The 17,525-nt window shown below is 66.3% G+C and carries 19 protein-coding genes; 10 read left to right on the top strand and 9 right to left on the bottom strand.

The genetic code is table 11. The annotated features are described in order from the left end of the window. Positions 1–242: 242 nt before the first annotated feature. Positions 243–776 carry a hypothetical protein gene (locus GVM20_RS07760; protein ID WP_166546635.1) on the top strand — a complete coding sequence of 178 codons (534 nt, stop codon included), beginning with the start codon at positions 243–245 and terminating at the stop codon, positions 774–776. On the opposite strand, the gene GVM20_RS07765 is transcribed toward GVM20_RS07760, so the two are convergent. Together GVM20_RS07765 and apaG are read right to left on the bottom strand one after the other, a co-directional pair. Further along, a complete protein-coding gene (locus GVM20_RS07765) occupies positions 773–1,561 on the bottom strand; it encodes a LysR family transcriptional regulator (RefSeq protein WP_166546636.1) in 789 nt (262 codons plus the stop codon). The genes GVM20_RS07760 and GVM20_RS07765 overlap by 4 nt on opposite strands. Positions 1,562–1,601: 40 nt before the next feature. Continuing rightward, positions 1,602–2,015 carry a Co2+/Mg2+ efflux facilitator ApaG/CorD gene (gene apaG, locus GVM20_RS07770; protein WP_166546637.1) on the bottom strand — a complete coding sequence of 138 codons (414 nt, stop codon included), beginning with the start codon at positions 2,013–2,015 and terminating at the stop codon, positions 1,602–1,604. 161 nt (positions 2,016–2,176) lie between these two features. On the opposite strand from apaG, the gene GVM20_RS07775 reads away from it, so the two are divergent. Then, positions 2,177–3,310: a hypothetical protein gene (locus GVM20_RS07775; RefSeq protein ID WP_166546638.1), complete on the top strand. Its 1,134-nt coding sequence runs from the start codon at positions 2,177–2,179 to the stop codon at positions 3,308–3,310. Beyond that, complete coding sequence (locus tag GVM20_RS07780; RefSeq protein WP_166546639.1) at positions 3,307–4,026, top strand: M15 family metallopeptidase; 720 nt, start codon at positions 3,307–3,309, stop codon at positions 4,024–4,026. Before GVM20_RS07775 ends, GVM20_RS07780 begins: the two co-directional genes overlap by 4 nt. On the opposite strand, the gene GVM20_RS07785 is transcribed toward GVM20_RS07780, so the two are convergent. Both GVM20_RS07785 and GVM20_RS07790 read right to left on the bottom strand, forming a co-directional pair. After that, positions 3,989–5,158, bottom strand: coding sequence for an FAD-dependent monooxygenase family protein (locus GVM20_RS07785; RefSeq protein ID WP_166546640.1), 1,170 nt, complete (start codon positions 5,156–5,158; stop codon positions 3,989–3,991). The genes GVM20_RS07780 and GVM20_RS07785 overlap by 38 nt on opposite strands. A gap of 2 nt (positions 5,159–5,160) precedes the next feature. Further along, on the bottom strand, positions 5,161–5,733 hold the full coding sequence (locus tag GVM20_RS07790; RefSeq protein WP_166546641.1) for a hypothetical protein: 573 nt from the start codon (positions 5,731–5,733) through the stop codon (positions 5,161–5,163). Between the two features lie 199 nt (positions 5,734–5,932). On the opposite strand from GVM20_RS07790, the gene GVM20_RS07795 reads away from it, so the two are divergent. Next, positions 5,933–6,475 carry an ECF-type sigma factor gene (locus GVM20_RS07795; protein ID WP_166546642.1) on the top strand — a complete coding sequence of 181 codons (543 nt, stop codon included), beginning with the start codon at positions 5,933–5,935 and terminating at the stop codon, positions 6,473–6,475. Between the two features lie 21 nt (positions 6,476–6,496). On the opposite strand, the gene GVM20_RS07800 is transcribed toward GVM20_RS07795, so the two are convergent. Continuing rightward, on the bottom strand, positions 6,497–8,938 hold the full coding sequence (locus GVM20_RS07800) for a serine/threonine-protein kinase (RefSeq protein WP_166546643.1): 2,442 nt from the start codon (positions 8,936–8,938) through the stop codon (positions 6,497–6,499). A 276-nt stretch (positions 8,939–9,214) separates the two neighbouring features. Here GVM20_RS07800 and GVM20_RS07805 point away from each other — a divergent pair, with 276 nt between their 5' ends. From GVM20_RS07805 to GVM20_RS07815, 3 genes are all read left to right on the top strand, one after another. Beyond that, positions 9,215–10,228: a hypothetical protein gene (locus GVM20_RS07805; protein ID WP_166546644.1), complete on the top strand. Its 1,014-nt coding sequence runs from the start codon at positions 9,215–9,217 to the stop codon at positions 10,226–10,228. Positions 10,229–10,273: 45 nt separating this feature from the next. Further along, entirely contained in the window at positions 10,274–10,762 is a 489-nt protein-coding gene (locus GVM20_RS07810) for a hypothetical protein (RefSeq protein WP_166546645.1), read from the top strand. A 108-nt stretch (positions 10,763–10,870) separates the two neighbouring features. Then, entirely contained in the window at positions 10,871–11,383 is a 513-nt protein-coding gene (locus tag GVM20_RS07815) for a hypothetical protein (protein WP_166546646.1), read from the top strand. Positions 11,384–11,566: 183 nt separating this feature from the next. Here GVM20_RS07815 and GVM20_RS07820 read toward each other — a convergent pair whose 3' ends face one another. The 3 genes from GVM20_RS07820 to GVM20_RS07830 are packed head-to-tail and all read right to left on the bottom strand — an operon-like array spanning position 11,567 to position 14,034. Further along, entirely contained in the window at positions 11,567–12,184 is a 618-nt protein-coding gene (locus tag GVM20_RS07820) for a 2-hydroxychromene-2-carboxylate isomerase (protein WP_166546647.1), read from the bottom strand. Between the two features lie 60 nt (positions 12,185–12,244). Further along, a complete protein-coding gene (locus tag GVM20_RS07825; protein ID WP_166546648.1) occupies positions 12,245–13,462 on the bottom strand; it encodes a trans-sulfuration enzyme family protein in 1,218 nt (405 codons plus the stop codon). 11 nt (positions 13,463–13,473) lie between these two features. Beyond that, a complete protein-coding gene (locus GVM20_RS07830; RefSeq protein ID WP_234031908.1) occupies positions 13,474–14,034 on the bottom strand; it encodes a TetR/AcrR family transcriptional regulator in 561 nt (186 codons plus the stop codon). 75 nt (positions 14,035–14,109) lie between these two features. On the opposite strand from GVM20_RS07830, the gene GVM20_RS07835 reads away from it, so the two are divergent. From GVM20_RS07835 to GVM20_RS07845, 3 genes are all read left to right on the top strand, one after another. Further along, positions 14,110–14,517 carry a hypothetical protein gene (locus tag GVM20_RS07835; protein WP_166546649.1) on the top strand — a complete coding sequence of 136 codons (408 nt, stop codon included), beginning with the start codon at positions 14,110–14,112 and terminating at the stop codon, positions 14,515–14,517. Positions 14,518–14,563: 46 nt separating this feature from the next. Beyond that, the gene (locus tag GVM20_RS07840; protein ID WP_166546650.1) at positions 14,564–15,898 is read left to right on the top strand and encodes a phospholipid carrier-dependent glycosyltransferase; all 1,335 of its coding nucleotides are present in this window, start codon (positions 14,564–14,566) and stop codon (positions 15,896–15,898) included. Positions 15,899–16,002: 104 nt separating this feature from the next. After that, positions 16,003–16,269, top strand: a complete 267-nt coding sequence (locus GVM20_RS07845) for a GIY-YIG nuclease family protein (protein WP_234031909.1) — start codon at positions 16,003–16,005, stop codon at positions 16,267–16,269. Positions 16,270–16,312: 43 nt separating this feature from the next. Here GVM20_RS07845 and GVM20_RS07850 read toward each other — a convergent pair whose 3' ends face one another. Further along, positions 16,313–17,407, bottom strand: coding sequence for a glycosyltransferase (locus tag GVM20_RS07850; protein ID WP_166546652.1), 1,095 nt, complete (start codon positions 17,405–17,407; stop codon positions 16,313–16,315). Positions 17,408–17,525: the final 118 nt, after the last annotated feature.

Here is a 17,525-nt window from a genome sequence, read left to right on the forward strand (position 1 = left end):
CTGGCATCTCTGCGCCTGCCTGCGCCTCTGCGGTCTCTGCGTGAACCCCGCTGGCCCGTCGCGCCGCCCTCTTCGCGTCTACGCGTGAAACCCAAGGAAGCCTGGCCCCGGGTGCCCGGCCTGCGCCGGGGCAGGCAAGCCCGGGGTGACGCAAGGGAGAAAGGACGCCGCTCTCCCCCCTGAAGCGGAGGGGCTTTTTGCATTTTCCTACCCGGAAAATCTGTGCAATCTCCCCCCGGGCCATGACCGAACGCCCCGCTGCTCCCCCTCCCCCCACGCTCGTCAACAAGCGCGCCGTGCCGCGGCAGGCAACCTCGGCGGTGGCGTTTGCGGAGGAGGGCTTTCCCGCGGATGATCCGCTGCTGGACTTCCTCCCCTTCATCCACCCGTGTCCGCGCCGCAATTCGATCACGCCCGATGTGCAACGCGCCTTCGTCTATCATCTGGCGGCGAGCGGGATCGTCACATCGGCGGCGCTCCATGTCGGCAAGAGTGTGGAGGCGCTCTACAAACTGCGGGAGCGGCCCGGGGCGGAGGGGTTTCGTGCGGCGTGGGATGCGGCGCTGGCATGGGGGACGGAGCGGCTGGAGGATTGCGCGCTTGAGCGGGCGCTGGCCGAGGGGGCGCACAACCCGCGCGCCAATTCGATGCTCTGTTTCGTGATCCGGCATCGCAGCCACCACATGGTCGATGCGCGGATGGTGAAGCCCGGCCACTGGCTCTACGACCGCATCCGTTACGAGCTGACGGGGGAATGGGGGGAGGAGGAGGATTAGGCCGACAGGTACGCGACCAGCGCCTTGACCTTCTTGGAGCGCCATTGCGGCGGGGGGGCGAGCAGCCAGTAGGCGCGGGTGCCGGGCTCGGGCTCGCTCTGGGCGGTGAGGGTGCCCAGCGCGAGCGAGCGCTCGGCCAGAGCGAGGGGGAGGATCGTGCGGCCCATCCCCGCCAGCGCCGAGGCGAGCGCCTGTCCGGGCGATCCGGCGCGGATGCAGGGGTTGATGCCATCGGGCAGCGTCATGCCCGGCCAGTCGATCCACGCCGCGCGGTACTCCGGCGCGGCGACGGTGACGCGCATCGCGGGGGCGAGTTGCACCCCCTGGAGCTCGCCCGGCCCGTCGACCAGCCGGATCGCGAGGTCGAGGTTCGCCTCGGTGAAGTCGGCGTGTTCGTCGGGCGCGAGGATGTACTGGACGCCGGGCGTGCCCGCCTGGAACTTGGCGAGGCGGGGGGCGAGCCACTCGGCGTAGAATTCGCGCGGGACGGCGATGGTGTACCGGTCGGACGCCTGCCCCGCCTGCATCGCGGCGACGCTCTCCTCGAACCGCATGAACCCTTCGCGCAAGGGGTCGAGCCCGGCCTCACCCTCGGGCGTGAGTTCGAGGCCCTTGGAGGTGCGGCGGAACAGGACGACGCCGAGGACGTCCTCCAGCGCGCGGATCTGCTGGCCGACCGCGGCGGGGGTGACCGCCAGCTCGTCCGCCGCCCGGGTGAAGGAGAGGTGCCGCGCGGCGGCATCGAACACGCGCAAGGCGTTGAGGGGCAAGTGGGTGCGCTTCACGGGAATGGCGATTAAGCGCGCTTGCCCCGCCCCGCAAGTATCAACGCGGCGTGCGGCCCTCAGCCGTCTCCGGCGCGGCGAGCGGGAAGAAGGGGATGCGCACCTCGGTCGGCGAGCCATCGGCCCGTTCGAAGGTGTAGAACCCCTCCATCGACCCGAACGGCGTCGTCAGCGGGCAGCCCGAGACGTAATCGTGGCTCTGGCCGGGGGTCAGCAGCGGCTGTTCGCCCACCACGCCTTCGCCATCGACATGGTTCACCATCCCGCGCCCATCGGTGATGCGCCAGTGCCGGGTGCGCAGGCGCATCGGCTCGTGCGAGGCGTTCTCGATCCGGATGTGATAGACCCAGAACCACTTCCCCGCCTCCGGATGCGACTGTTCCGGCAGGTAGTTGACGGCTACCCGGACAGTGACCCCATCGGTCGTAGCGGCGTGCTGGAAAAACTCTTTCATGTCGCCTCGCAAGTTAGCGATTCTTTGTGGGGTCACAAGAGGGGCAACGTTCTTAATCCACGCTGTATCCCGCCGACTGCAAAATCACGTCCGCCGGGAAGGGCAATGGTTTTGCAAGACCTTGTCGGATATCATGCGCGTTCAGGAGGGGATGGGTCGCAATGCGTACGGAGATCGATCTCGATGCAGCGGCCGCCGCGGGCATCATCGGTGAAGACCAGGCGATTGCTCTGCGCAATTTCCAGGCGCAGCGCGACGGGATGACCGGCGCGACCTCGGAAAAATTCCAGATCTTCGGTGGCTATGCCGATCTGGTGGTCGCCATCGGGGCGGCGATGGTGCTGATCGCCGTGGCCATCGCGGCCGGAATACTGGTCGGCCCCCGGAACACAGGCGGAAATCTGCTGGGCTCGGGTCTGTGCGCAGGCACGGCGCTGGCTCTGTTCCGGCTGACCGAGCGCATCAACCTGCGGGCGTCTCCGGCGATGGGGCTGGTGCTGACAAGCGCCTTTGCGGGGTTCGGCTTCTTCGCGATCTTGGTCGCCATATTCGTTGCCTACGATCTGTTTCTCTCAGGTTGGTCGATCAGCCGGTATGAAGAAGTCTTCCTGTTCGTCGTGATCATCGCCCATTGTGCCAGCATGCGGCGGCACTGGTTGCGGTTCGGCTTTCCCCCCACACCCGCACTCGTCACGGGCATCTATGCCTTTGCGGCACTGGCAGCGATCAGCGAACTGGTGGGGATGGATACGCGCTGGCCGGTTGCGGCGGCCGCGCTGCTGATCGCGAGCGGTGCGATGATCGCGGGCATCTGGTGGGATCTGACCGACATACGGCGCGAGACCGAACGCTCGCAGACCGCCTTCTGGCTGCATTGCGTTGCCGGGGTGCTGATGAGCCGCGCGCTGTTTTCGCTGCTGACCGGCTCGCAGATGGTCGATGGCGAGTTGATTTTCACCGGTCTTTCGTTCGATCAATTTCCGTGGGTGTTGGCGATGGTGCTGGGGGCAGCGTTGCTATCGCTGCTGCTCGACAGGCGTTCGCTCCTTGTCGGCAGCCTTTTGCCGACAGTCGGCATCTTCGATGTCGGTAACAATGGGGAGGCAGCGATCATGGCGGGATTTGCGCTTGCAGGCACCGCCTTGATCTTTTTCAGCACCAGCTGGGTGAAGCTGCGCACAGGTCTGTTGGCGTTGCTGCCGACCCGCATGGCAGCCCAGCTGCCGCGCACCAGCCTGATGGCCGAAGGTCAGCGGCCCACCCGCCGCCACAAGGAATTGTGGCGGCTGCGATGAGGAAGGTCAGTGATCGGCCTGGCCTGATGCGGAGCGTCTCGCGCCGGACAGCGTGGCAAGGCGTTGCGGCGCTGCTGGCAAGCGGGGCGCTGAGCGGATGCGCAGGGCGTATTGCAGGCGAGGCCCTCGCCCTCCCCATTGACCCCGCCGCCAACCTCGCGCCCGATCTGGTCGATCTCGCCCGCTTCGATCCGCGGCTCCGGTTGGATATCCGTTACGCCACGCCCGCCAACTTCATGGGCCGGGTGCTCTACCCCCTGCCCCGCGCCGTGGCCCAGCGTCCGGTCGCCGAAGCCCTGTCTCGCGTGCAGACCCGCGCCGAGGCGCACGGCTATGGCCTGCTGATCTTCGATGCCTATCGCCCCTGGCGCATCACGCGGATGATGTGGGAGGAAACTCCGCCCGAAAGGCGCGAATTCGTTGCCGACCCGCGCACCGGATCGCGCCACAATCGCGGCTGTTCCATCGACCTTACGCTGCACCGCGGCGGCGCAGAGGTCGTGATGCCCAGCCCCTATGACGATTTCACCCCGGCCGCCTATCGCAGCAACACCGCCGCCCCGCCCGAGGCGCTGGAGCTGAGCCGGTTGCTTGAGGCATGGATGGTCGCCGAGGGGTTCGTGCCGCTGGCCAACGAGTGGTGGCATTACGACTGGGCCGACTGGCGTCGCTATCCGATCATGGATGTGCCGCTGGAGGCGATAACGGCGGGGTAAGCGCAGGGCCGCTGTTGCTGCGCGGTGTCAGGTCCGCCATCTGCGACAGCGTCCGCTCTTCCTCTTGGGTTTCGGAACCCCGCGCTCGCGACTGCGAGGCCGCCTGCTCCCACGGCACGCGTGCGTCGAGCGCCGCGCCGACCAGCGCCGCGCTCAGGAAAGCGGCATCGGCCCCTTCGGCGAGGGCTTGGGCCAAACTCGCCCAATCCGGCCGCGCAGCGCGGCAATGCGCGCGCAATTGCCCGCATTGCCCGCCGAGCTGGGCAAAGCCCTTTCCCATCTGCGGAGCCGTTTGCAGCAGGGCATCGCCAATCGGGAGCAGCACCGCGCCGGGGTGATCGGTCAATTGTTCAATCGCCGCGCGGCGGGCCACCGGCGCGCGATGAGCGAGGCGGTGGCTGCTGAATGTGGCCGCGTGCACCGTCGCCCTGAGTCCCGCCGGCGCCATTTCGGCTAAGGTGCTCAGCCAGCGATCCCGTTCCCCCTCGGTCACCGTGCTTTCTGACTGCCAGGTCATCGTCACCTGATGGCTGTCAATCACCATCAGGGCCGCACCGCCGCTCGCCAGCGTCTCGCACAGCGTCACCTGCGGATGCGCAACGGCAGAGGTCCCGTGCCAGCTGCTGTAGACGCTGTGACCGCCGGTTTCGAACAGATCGAGCCGGGGGTCGCGCGCTTTCAGGATCAGACGACTGCCGCCGGTCGCATCAATGCATAGATCCGCGCCGGTCCGCTCCGGATCGGCCAGCCAGTCGAGCGCCTTGCCGGTCAGAGCCTCGGCAGACCCACAGGCGACAACGGCAACCGGCGCGAGGCCGGTTTGCTCCAGCAATTCGCGCAACTGCGCCGTCAGCCGTCTGGCGTCCAGCACCGGGCGATCGACCGCGCGCACCAGCTTGGAGCCCACGATCTGCCATGCCGGTTGATCGGCGAAGCCTGCCAGTGGCGTTCCAGCCAGCAGGCCAATGGCGCGTAACGTGTCTGCGGTGATGGTGTGGACATGCCCGTGCTGGGGCGAGGGCGCGCCGGTGAGCAAGGTCACCGGCACGCCTGCCTTGGCAAGCACCAGTGACGCGATCAATCCGGCCGGGCCATCTCCTGCGACCAGTGCCGTGCTGCGACCCTGTGGCATGATTAGCCTGCCGGGCGTGTGGGCACGCCGAGCCCTGCACTGGTGGTGGCCGCATCGGCGACCAGTACGAAGAACACGAGGCCGTTCGGCGCACCGCCTTCCCCCAGCGTGGATTTGGCGAGGTCCATCATCAGCGCGCGCGTGGCGCCGTCGCGGGCGCTGGCGGGCACTTTGACCGCAGGTTTGAACATGTCGCCCGGAAAGAACATGTCACCAGGGAAGAACATATTTCCGGGGAAGAACATGTCGCCCGGGAAAAACATATCGCCCGGAAAGGCGACTTCGCCTGCACCCAACTTGAACCCGCGCGAGGCGAACAGATCGGTCACCGCGCCATCATCGATCCGGGCGGCGAGGAATTGCGCCTCGACCGTCATGCCCAGTTCCGACCTGAACCGCATTCCGCGCATGATCGCGCTGCGCAGTTTGCGTCCTGTCAGGCCTTCGAGCGCCTCGGGATTGTCGATCTCGATTGTGATCGACCCGGCCTGCGCGGCAAAGCTGACGCTGCTCGTCGCAAGGCCAGCGGCCAGAAACGCGGTACCGGCGATAAGTCTGCGCCTGCTGATGGTCATGATCATTCCTTCCCGTGACGATAGAACCCGGAGCGGCGTTGCCATTCCGCGCTCCCCGGCAAGCAAAACACGCTACGACCGCGAAAGCGGACATGGCGGGCTTGAGGAACCGGCGGACTTTGCATTTGATTATGCCCGCGCACGGCCATACCCATCGCCTGGCGTTCGATGCGGTTCAAACGGGAAGGAAGGCGCGGGCATGGCTGACGGCGATGACACCGCAGACGATGTCCGCGTTCTCGTCGAGGCGCTCTATCCGCAGTTGCGCATGATCGCAGGCGCACTGTCATCGCGGTTCGGCAGCCCCGAAACCCTCCGCTCGACCGCGCTTATTTCCGAAGTCTTCCTGAAACTCCGCCGCTCGCCGCGCTTTGCCGACGAACAGCATTTCCTGCGCACGGCGGCGCGCGCGATGCGGCAGGTGCTGGTCAATCACGCGCGGGGCCGTGTCGCCCAGCGGCGTGGGGGCGGTGCGGTGGTGCTGCCGCTAGACGATGACGTGCCGGTGTTCTGGCAAAGCGATGCCGATTTGATCGCGCTCGACGATGCCTTGGGCAAGTTGGAGAGCCTGGATGCGCGACTGGCGGCAGTGGTCGAATGTCGGTTTTTCGGCGGCTACGATAATCAGGAGACGGGACGCTTGCTCGGCATGACCGATCGCACCGTGCGGCGCGACTGGGTCAAGGCGCGCGCCTTGCTGCGCACCTTGCTGGAGGATGGCGACCTGCCGGGAGCCGATTGAAGTCCGGAGCGGGGCCCGGGTTCAAACACCGTAACGCTTGCGAATATCGCGGATAGCCTCACCGAGCCGCGCCCCTGCCGGCCCCATCGCCGTCACACCCTTTTCCGCGCTCGCCAATTGATCACGCGCGGCACCCTTGTTGCCCTTGGCGGCATTCGCCCTTGCAAGCGCGATCAGCGCCACGATTTCGGGTGGCGAGCCCGCGCCTGAGGTTTGCAGTGCGGCCAGATGGCCCGAGCGCGCGGTTGCCAGGGCGTCCCCTTGCTGTCCGGTTCCTAGCAAGGCCTCACTTAGCCCTGCGGCCGATGCGGCATGGAGCATCGATCCCTCGCCAGCGAATTCGCGCGCCATTGCTGTCGCCTCGCGCGCCAGCGGCAAGGCCTGGGCGGCATCCCCTGTCAGCAGCAGGGCCTTGGCGTGGTTGTTGATCAGCGCCGCCAAGGCGGCCGAGGGGCCGAACAGCGCACGCCGCAGCCGCACGGCTTCCGCAAATTGCGGCACTGCGGCCTTCGGACGACCAGCCAGAACCTCGCTTGCCGCCAGATTGTTGAGCGTGTTCATCGCATCGGGCGTTTCGCCCGCGCCGATTGCGGCCCAGGTGGCCTGAGCCTGCCGGAAGGATGCGGCCGCTTCGTCATGCTGCCCCATGGTCGACAGGACATTGCCGAGATTGTTCTGGAAGATTGCCACATCGCGGTTAGCCGGGCCTGACATCGCGATACGGTCCGCCAGCGCGCGGCGCAGGATCGCTGCGGCGCGGGGCGGGTCCTTGTCGAGATCGCGCACGATCTGCGCCTCGGCCAAGCGGCTTTCGATCATATCGCTCTGCCACCGGGCCGGATCGCTGGCCCAAAAGGCCTGCGCGGCGGCGAGCATCGCGCGCGCCTGTTCCGGCTCACCCGTGCGCAGATAGACCTGCGCGAGATCGACCTTGGCCTCGGCGATCACTTCCGGTGGTACCTTGCCGGACTGCGCGGCCGGATTGCCAAGTGGCAAGGAGGCGACCGGCTTCAGCAGGCTGATGGCGCCCGGATAGTCGTTCGAATGAAAATACAGCTCGCCAAGCGCCTTGAGGACCGGGGCATAATGCGCCGGATCGCGGGCAAACTCGCGCGTCAGGCGTTCGGATGCGCGGTCGAGCACGTCCTTGCGCGATCCATCAGGCCCCGCCGCCTCGGTCGATTCGCCCAGCACCAGAAACAGCGACTGGCGCACCGCCTCGGTCCGGTCAGCCTCGACCACCGCAGCATCGCGGGCGGCTCTCGCCTCGCGCGCCTGCCAGAGCGCCGCGCCGAGCCCGCCTGTGAGGCTGAGCGCAATCGCCGCCGCGCCCGCCACCGGCCATTTGAAGCGCGTGAGCCAGCGGCGAAAGCGGTAGCCCGGCTCGTGCCTCCGCGCTTCGACGGCGTGGCCGGCCAGCGCCCGGCGCAGGTCGCCGGCAAAGGCGTCCATGGTGGGATAGCGCGCCGCCGGATCGCTGCTCAGCGCACATGCCAGCACCGCGCTGACGTCGTCCAACAAAGCGGATGGCGCGCGCCGCGCGACCTCAGGCAGCAGGGCAGGCCGATTGGCCGCAGATGCCGTTTCGCCCTCCACGGCCAGCGCAATGCCGGCAGGCAGGCCGCTCCGCCGGGCGGCGGGCTGCCCGGTCATCAATTCGTGCAGCACCTGCGCCAAGCCATAAACATCGGTCGCCGGGCCGACCGACAGGCCTTCGACCAATTCCGGCGCCGCATAGGCCAGCGACAGGCGCTCCGGCGCGGCGGCATCATGGCTGCCGATCCGCCGGGCGATCCCGAAATCGATCAGGCGCGGCTGGCCCATCGGATCGACCAGAATGTTCGATGGCTTGAGATCGCGGTGCAGCACCAGCCGCGCATGGGCCTGCGCCAACCCGTCAGCGGCGGCGAGCACCAGCCGCACCCTGTCTGCCAGACCGAGCTGATGGTCAGCGCACCAGCGATCAATGGTCGGACCGTCGATCCGCTCCATCACCATCCAGCTTGACCCGTCGGGCAGAGTGCCCCCATCCAGGATGCGCGCAATCGAGGGGTGATCAAGGTCGGCAAGGACCTGACGTTCCTGCGTCATCACCATCAGGTCTGTGCCGGGCAGAGCATCGTTGAGCTTGAGCGCACCGGCCTGCGTGAAGCCGCCCTCGACCCGGTCGACGGCATAGACCCGGCCCATGCCCCCTTCGCCAATCAGGCCCGTAATCGCCCAGACACCGATGCGTTGGCCTTCATTCAGGGGCGGAGGACGCTGCGCCTGATCCGCTCCCATCGCCCCTGTGCGCATGAAGCCGGTGAGGCCGGAATGGAGACTGTCGATGAAATGAAAGGCGGCGGCCTGAAAATCCGGATCGCCATCGGTTTGCGCCGCGACAAAGGCGCGCTGCTCGGCCAGCGGCAGCTCCATGGCTTCATCGATCAGCGCCGATAGCCGGGGCCAATTCTGGTTCATCAGCACTACGCCCAATCACTCGGAAAGGCGCCAATACACCTTTCCCCCGGCAACTTGGTAAGCGGCCATGAGGCTGTAACGCAACTTTTTTTGCGCCGCGTGTCCGCTTTGGGGGAGCTTTGCTGTTCTGCCAGGAGGAAGGCCCGCGACCGGGCTCGTCTTCAGGGGGAAGCGAATGTTCGATCCACGCGACCACGATCGCCTGTCCGCAATTTTCTCCCATCCGTGTTCTGCATTCTGACGGCGCGGTGCGCTGACTTCAGGAAGGAAAAATTGATGCCGATCCACACCGATGCCATGTTTGCCGCTCTGGCAGTCAGCGCCCTGATGATCCCCGTGAGCGGGCAGGCGCAGCAACGCTCGGCCGCTCCGACAGCAATGCCGGTGGCGACCAACTGTGCCGACGGGCGCGGGCCGACATCCGGGTTTTTCTGCGCGCCGCTGGTCAACAACGAATCCGTGCGTGCGTGCGCCACCAACGCCAAAGGGGCCGCCCTGACCCAGTGCCAGCAAGCGGCCGCAGCCGCCTTCTGCCGCACCCGTTCCTACAGCGCGGCGGCGGCCTATCAGGTCACCCCCAGCGGGAATCTGTCCGAAGTGCTGTGCCGCGCGCCGGTGGTTTCGGCGGCAGCGGCGGCGCCACGGCAAGGCGCTGCGGCTGCTGGCAATGCGATGCCCGCAGGCGCTCCGGCCGCGCCCGTGCAGATGAACAGCGTTTACGCCACCGCAGTGGAATCAGGTGCGCGGCCAACCCTCACCCTCTCCCCCTTCGGCCCGCAGATGACCGGCACCTACACCGTCACACAGGACGAAGCCTTCTTTGACAGCATCTATCAATCGGGCGGTGGCACGATCACGGAAGGGCGGCTTGAAGGCACCCTCAACGGCAATGTCTTCACCGGCTACTGGTACGAAGCGCAAGGTCGCACGGCCGTGCAGCGTGAATGTGACCCGGCGCGCGGGAGCGAGCGGATCTTCGGCCGTTTCACCCTGACCATTTCGCCCGACCGCAAGAGCTTCACCGGCCTTCACAGCACCTGTGACGAGGCGCCTGAAGATGCCTACTTCGCCAGCTGGAATGGAACCTTGACCGGCGAAGTGCCAGCCGCCGCTCCCACGCAAGCGGCAACGGGGCCCGCCAGCGACAAGAAGAGCAGGAAGCGGAAGTCCACCAGCGAAACCGTGGCCGATCGGCTCGCGCGGGAAGCCGCAGAGGAGGCCGAGCGCGCTGCGGCCGACAAGGTGCGCGAAGGCGTGCGCGATGTGATCGGCGGCAATCTGCCCTTCTGAACTACGCGCCTGCCACTTTCATCACTGTCATCAAGGATTTGAGAAATGACCCATCGTTACATCACGCAGCGTCTTGCGGCTTTGGCCGGGGCCACGCTCCTCTTGGCCGCATGCGGCGGCGAGAGCGCAGGGAATGACGCCAGCGGCAGCGCCGAAGCTGATGTCGGTGCCTCAGCCGCCAAAGCGGTCATCGGCGGCGTGACGGGGGCCGGCGTCTCCGTGTCCGATCTGCCCGACTTTGCTGAAGTGCCTTCGGACACCAATGCGATCCACAACATGGCCGTCAATCAGGACGGCAAGACGGGGGGCTCGGTCACGTTCGAGACATCCCAGTCCCCCGCTGATCTGATCGCTTTTTACCGCGCCTCAATGGCGCGCAATGGTTTGAAAATCGGCATGGAAACGCAGTCGCCGCAGATGGTCCAGATGTTGGGCGAAAGCGAGGACAAGTCCAAATCCCTGATGGTGATGATCGTCGTCGACGATGCGGGCAAGGCATCGCTCAACCTCGTGCATTCGCGCACCGCAGGCTGAACGGGACGAGCATGGCATGATGCCGTTCGGCTTAGCCGGAGCACAGGTTCCGAATCTTGCGTTCGCCGCCGTCGCAAAAAGCGAAGCGGCAGGGCGCTGGACATCGTCATGATCGGGAAATCGCCGACCAATGCGGCGGTCCAGTCGATGCGCCGCATGACAATACTCGCGGCCGCCGCGATGGTCTGTGTGATTCCGAACGCTTCTGCGCAGGAAAATGACGGCGCGATCCCGCCGGGCGATTGGCAGGGGAATTATGCGCTGACCCGCATCGATCCGCGCATCCGCACGCTCGCCGGGGCGGACCTTATCGGGATGCAGGTGATCCATGATCGCGGCGAAGCCACGGCGACGGTCAGCTGGGACGCACGCCGGGCGATCTGCCCCGATCCGCTCGAGGCGCCGTGCGAATGGATCGGCGCCAACGGCACCGACAGGGCGCGCGTGATCGGCGACACGCTGGTGCTGGCGCTACGACTGTCACCAGAAGAGGCCGATCCGGCGATTTTGGTCATGCAACGGCGGCCGACCGGCACCCGCAAGCCCGCGCGCCTCACCGGCTTCATCACCAATGCCCGGGCCGATTGGGACATCGGTTTTGATGCGCTGAAGCAGGATTAGGCCGAGGCATTGGCAGGCATGATGACCGCGTCGTCAGACCCCTAGCAAAACGGTGCCCTTAGCGCGGAAGAAGTAGCCGGGTGCAGCCGCCTGCGTGCTATCGGAGCCTTGCAGTTTAGGCTGGTCGGCCTTGCCTTCCCGCCCCGACTTCGCCCGCGCCCAAAAGCTGCCTCAGCGCCCGCCTCACCCCTTCGCCAGCAACTCCTCAATCTGGCCGAGGCGTTCCTTGCCGAAGAACATCTCGCCCTCTCCTTTTGCGCCAACGAACATTGTAGGGATGCCGAAGGCGCCGCGCGCGACCACCGCGTCGGTGTTGGCGACAAGGCCTTGCTTGACCACGTCGGTCTGCGCACGGGCGAACAGTTCGGCAGCGTCAAAGCCTGCCGCCGTCAGCGCCGCGCCGATCGCTTCGGGTGAGGTGATGTCGAGGCCGTCCTCCCAGATCGGGCGGAGCAGGCCTTCCACGAACTGCACCCCGCGCCCGTCCTGATCGGCGGCGAACAGCATCCGCTGGAGCGTGATCGAATTGAACGGGAACTGCGGGTGAAGACGATACTTGCCGAGGCCGTGCTTCGTGATGAAGCGCTGCATCTCCAGCATCGCGTATTCGTTTTTCCCCTTCACCTCGGCATCGCGGATCATGGGCGGGGCATTGCCGGTGAGCTTGTGCATCCCGCCGAGGAACACCGGGATCACATCCAGCTCGGCCTCGTAACGGTTGACGAGCTCGCGCAGCGGCCACCAGACGAGGTAGGCGTTGGGGCTGACAAAATCGAACACGAGTTCAACGCGGTTGGCCATTGGTCAGGTTCCTTGTTGTCGACGAAATGAAGGGGTTTCTCGCAGGAGAACCAAACTTTTCTACATCCCCGCCGCGGCGAGCGCCTGATCCATATCCTCGACCAGATCGGCGATGTCTTCCAGACCGACGTTGATGCGCAAGAGCCCCTCGGTTACGCCCATCGCCGCGCGGGCTTCGTCGCCCATGTTGGCGTGGGTGCTGGAGGCCGGGTGGCACATCAGGCTGCGGGCATCGCCGATATTGTTCGAGATATCGACCAGCTTCAGCGCATCGAGCACCGCGAAGGCGCGCGCGCGAGTGCCGACGTCCAGTGCGAAGATCGGGCCGGTCGCGTCCATCTGGGCCATCGCCAGATTGTGCTGCGGGTGGCTCGGCAGGCCGGGGTGGAGCAGGTGCCCGCCCGCCTTGGTGACGCGCGGTTCAAGGAACTCGCCCAGCGCCACGGCCTGTTCGGATTGCTTGAAGGCGCGCAGCGGGAGCGTCTCCAGCCCCTTAAGCACCACCCAGGCGTTGAAGGCGCTGAGGGTCGGCCCGGTGTTGCGCTGGAACGGCATCAGCACCTCGTCGATCCACTGCTTGCTCGAACAGATCGCGCCTGCCAGCACGCGGCCCTGCCCGTCCATCAGCTTGGTGGCGGAATAAGCGACCACATCCGCGCCATATTCCATCGGGCGCTGCAACACCGGCGAAGCGAAGGCATTGTCGACCACAGTGGTGATGCCGTGCGCGCGGGCGAGGCCGCAGACGTACGCGAGATCGACGATATCGAGCGTCGGGTTGGCGGGGGTCTCGAAGAAAAACACCTTGGTGTTGGGCCGGATCGCGGCCTCCCACACGGCGTTATCGGCGCTGTCGATGATGCTGACTTCGATCCCGAACTTCGGCAGCAATTGGTCGCACAGCCAGCGGCACGAGCCGAACGCGGCGCGCGCGGCGACCACGTGATCGCCGGTCGCCAGCTGGCACAGCAAGGCCGCCGTCATCGCCGCCATCCCGGTCGCCTGGGTACGGCAGGCCTCGGCCCCTTCCATCAGCGCGATGCGTTCTTCGAGCATCGCCACGGTCGGGTTCTGGAGCCGCGAATAGGTCATGCCCTGCGCGGTGCCGGCGAACCGGTCGGCGACGGTCTGGGCGTCGTCATATGTATAGCCCGAGGTGAGGAACAGCGCCTCGCTGGTCTCCCCATGCTCGGAGCGCCAAGTGCCGCCGCGCAGTGCGCGGGTTGCGGGGCGCCAGTTTGCCGTGGCGGCGCGGTCCATGCCGGTGGTCTTCTTCATGGGCTTGGCCTCTAGGACGGCAAAAGCCCGCCCGCAAGCAGGCCTTGCTGCGCGGTATCGCCGTGGCCGACAGCGGTGAGCATTGCTGTCCCTTCGATCACGGTCATCAGATAGCGCGCGCCGCCTCGGGGATCGGGATCGCCTGCGGGCATCTGCCCTTCCAGCCAGCCGAGCAACTCGCGCATCATCGCCTGTGCCGCCAGCTGATATCCGGGCAGATCGCGGGCGGCCCCGGCGACAATCTCCCACCACAGCCGCATGAAAGGCTGCATCGCGGGCGCATCGCCATGCGCGAGAATCCGGGCGACCACATCGGCGCGGGTCGCAGCGGGCTCGCCCCCCATCGCGGCATCGAGCGCGGCGGCATAGACCTTGGCGATATGGCCGAGCAGGTCGACGATCAGCGCTTCCTTGGTACCGAAATGGTAGATCAGCATCCGGTCGGACGTGCCCGCCGCCTTGGCCAGCGGCCTGAGGCTCGCCCCGCCCAGCCCATGCGCCAGCACATGCGCGGTCAGCAGCGGCAACAGGCTGTCCTTGGTCATCGGCGGCTTCTTTGGAGGATCGGCCATCAGGCACTTGTAGCGGCGGGAGAGGCTTGCTACAAGCGAACGTAGCAGTCGCTACATATCTGGAGGATCGCGCTTATGCCCACCGAACTCACCCCCTTTCTTGCGCTCGCCGGGGGCGGGCTGGTGTTCACCGTGGCCGCCGTGCTCAGCATGGTGCTGCGCCCCCATGCGCCAGGCAATGCGCTGCTGGCGGGCGCGCTCTCGGCAGGCTTTGCGGCCTTCAGCGCCGTCACCATCGTCACCGAAGGCGTGTTCCCGGTGGTGCTCAATCACACCAGCAATCTGTGGGGCGTGCAGGTGTGGTGGGACCTGCTCTTCTCGCTCAGCATCGCCTATTTCCTGATCCTCCCGCGCGCCAAGGCACAGGGGATGAACCTGATCCTGTGGACGGTGTTCATTCTGGCCACCGCCAGCATCGGATTGCTGGCGATGTGTTCGCGCCTGTTCTGGCTGGAGGGGCAATCGGCCACACGCGCCGCATAATCCACCTTGCCCAAGGGGCTGGCGCTCCCTAAGCGCCAGCTCCGACATGGCCGAGGCGCAAACGTCCCCCACCCAGCAAGCCCATTCGCCCCTGCGCCCGCGTGATCCGCGGGCCTGGGTTGCAGCGCTGACCGGGCTGTTCGCTGTGCTGACCGGGTGGCGGCTGGCGATCCCCTCGATCCCCTATTTCGACGAGGTTCACTACCTCCCCGCCGCGCGCGAGATCCTGTCGCTGGTGACGCAAGGCCAGGGCGGCTATCCCAACCGCGAGCATCCGCTGCTGGCCAAAGAGCTGATCGCTCTCGGCATGGGCGTGTTCGGGGACAACCCGCTGGGCTGGCGGATCATGCCGTGGCTGTGCGGCGTGCTGGCCTATTTCGCGGCGGTGCGGACGCTGTGGCACGCGAGCGCAGACCGTTTTGCGACGCTCGCCTTCGCGGTGCTGCTGGCGACGGGCTTCCACCTTTTCATCCACGCGCGGATCGCGATGCTGGACATGGTGATGGTCGCAGGCCTGTGTGTGGCGGCGTGGCAGTTCGCCGGTGCCTGCGCGCAGCCGGAGACCGGGCGGCGCCGGCTCGCGCTCACCGGGATCGCCATTGGCTGCGCTCTCGGGGCCAAGTGGAACGCGATCCCGCTCGCCATGGTGCCGGGGCTGACATTCTTCGCCGCCCGCGCGCTTGCTGGACGCCGCCGCCTGCTCCTCAGCCGCAGGGGCGCGCCGGTGCCGGGGGTGACGCTGGTCGAGGCCTTCGCGTGGCTCGGGATCGTGCCGCTGGTGGTGTATGCGGCGACCTTCCTGCCGGGTTATTGGCTGGCCGAAAATCTCCACCCCTCGCCGCTGGCCGAGAAGGGGTTGATCGGCTTCCATCGCGACATCTTCGCGCTGCAAAGCCAGTTGATGACCCCGCACCGCTATATGAGCACCTGGCCGCAATGGGTGCTGAACCTGCGCGGGATCTGGTATCTCTACGAGCCGATCGACGGCGCGCAGCGCGGGGTGCTGCTGATCGGCAATCCGCTGACGATGTGGCTGGGGCTGCCCGCGCTGCTGTGGTGTCTGGCGGCGGGCGCGTGGCGCAGGGATTGGGCGCGGCTGGGCGCGGTGATCGGCTATGGTGTCAGCCTCGGCTTCTGGATCGTCGCGCCCAAGCCGGTGCAGTTCTATTACCACTACTTCGTCCCGAGCTTCTTCCTGCTCGCGGCGCTGGCGCTCACATGCAGCGACCTGCGCCGCCTGCCGCGCGGCCGGTGGCTGGCATGGGGTATCCCGGCGGCATCGGCGGCGGTGTTCGCGTGGTTCTTCCCCATCATCGCCGCCCTGCCGCTGGCGCGCGCAGATGGCTATGTCACGTGGATGTGGCTGAACGGGTGGCGGTGATGGTGGCCGCTGGGGGCGTAACCTGCTAATTTTCCTTCGTCATTGCGAGCGAAGCGAAGCAATCCATGGACCGGAACCGGTATTTCCAACCCGCCGTTTGCATTATGGCAAACCACAAGGGCGGGACGATCTATACCGGTGTCACGTCGGACCTGCCAAAGCGCGCATGGCAGCATCGCGAAGGTGTTATCTCAGGCTTTACCCAAAAGCTCCGCTGCAAACGCCTTGTCTGGTTCGAACTGCATTCGACGATGGAGCACGCGATTGCACAGGAGAAGCAGATCAAGGGCGGGTCGCGGGCGAAGAAAATTGCGCTGATAGAGGCGGCCAATGCTGAATGGCGAGACTTGTTCTTCGAATTGATCGGTTAGGCCATGGATTGCTTCGCCTTCGGCTCGCAATGACGAGGTAAGCCTAAAACCTACCCCACACGAAGCGGCTCGACAGGGCGTAGTTCCACACTGACCCCACCACGATCCCCGCCAGCGCGGCGAGCACCCAGTGGATGCCGCTGCCTTCCATGAAGGTCGCGATCGCCACGTTGGCAAAGGCCCCGATGGCGCAGGTGGCGATGAAGCCCAGCCAGCCGCGCAGCAGCGCCATTGCGCCGACCAGCCGCTTGTCGCGATAGGTCAGCCAGTTGTTGAGCCAGAAGTTGAAGCTCATCGCCACCAGCACCGCTGCGGTCTGGGCAATCGCGAACCGCTCACCCAGCGCAAACAAGAGCACGCTCAGCACCACGAAGTGCACCAGCACGCCGAACGCACCGACGGTGCCGAACAGGGCAAAGCGGGTCGGGATCACCTTGCCGAGCGTCTTGTCATACAGGCCGGCGAGGAAATCGAACAGAATGGCGCGGTCCAGCTTGCTTTCTCCTTCGCGGCGGGCCGCGAAATTGAGGGGGAATTCCTTGACGGTCATCGGCGCATCCGCCGTCGCCAGCAAGTCGAGCAGGATCTTGAACCCGATGCCCGACAGGCGCGGCACCAACGTGCGCGCGGTCCCGGCGGGGAGCATGAAATAGCCGCTCATCGGATCGGTCAGTTCCACGCCGGTGATCTTGCGCGCCAAGGCATTGGCATAGGTCGACAGCTTCTCACGCTCGGGCGCGGCCCATTCGGCGGTGCTGGCGCCTTCGGCAAAGCGGCTGGCGACGCAGATTTCCGCCTCACCAGATTTGAGCGCGGCGAGCATTCCGGGGAGCAGCGCCGGATCGTGCTGGTGGTCGGCGTCCATCACCGCCACGTAAGGCGCGGCGGTCGCGCAGAAGCCTTCGATGGCCGCACTGGCAAGGCCCCGCCGCCCGATGCGCTGGATCACCCGCACACGGGGATCGGTCAGCGCCAGCGCGCGCGCTTCATCTGCCGTGCCATCCTTGCTGTCATCATCGACGATGATCACTTCCCACACCGCCGCCGGTCCGATCGCACGATCGATCCGCTCGACCAGCGGGGCGAGATTGCCGCGCTCGTTGAGGGTCGGCAGAATGATCGCGAGGTCGAGCGTCATGGGCAAAGGCTCTGCCCAGCTTTCCGCGGGCGCAAAATCAATGTCTGCGTTGGGCACGAAGAAGGCGTTTTCCATAGCCTTCTAGTGGACCATAATTCTTTATAAACCATAACTCGGC

It is taken from the genome of Porphyrobacter sp. SLTP (assembly GCF_009905735.1).
In the GTDB taxonomy this organism is placed as follows: domain Bacteria; phylum Pseudomonadota; class Alphaproteobacteria; order Sphingomonadales; family Sphingomonadaceae; genus Erythrobacter.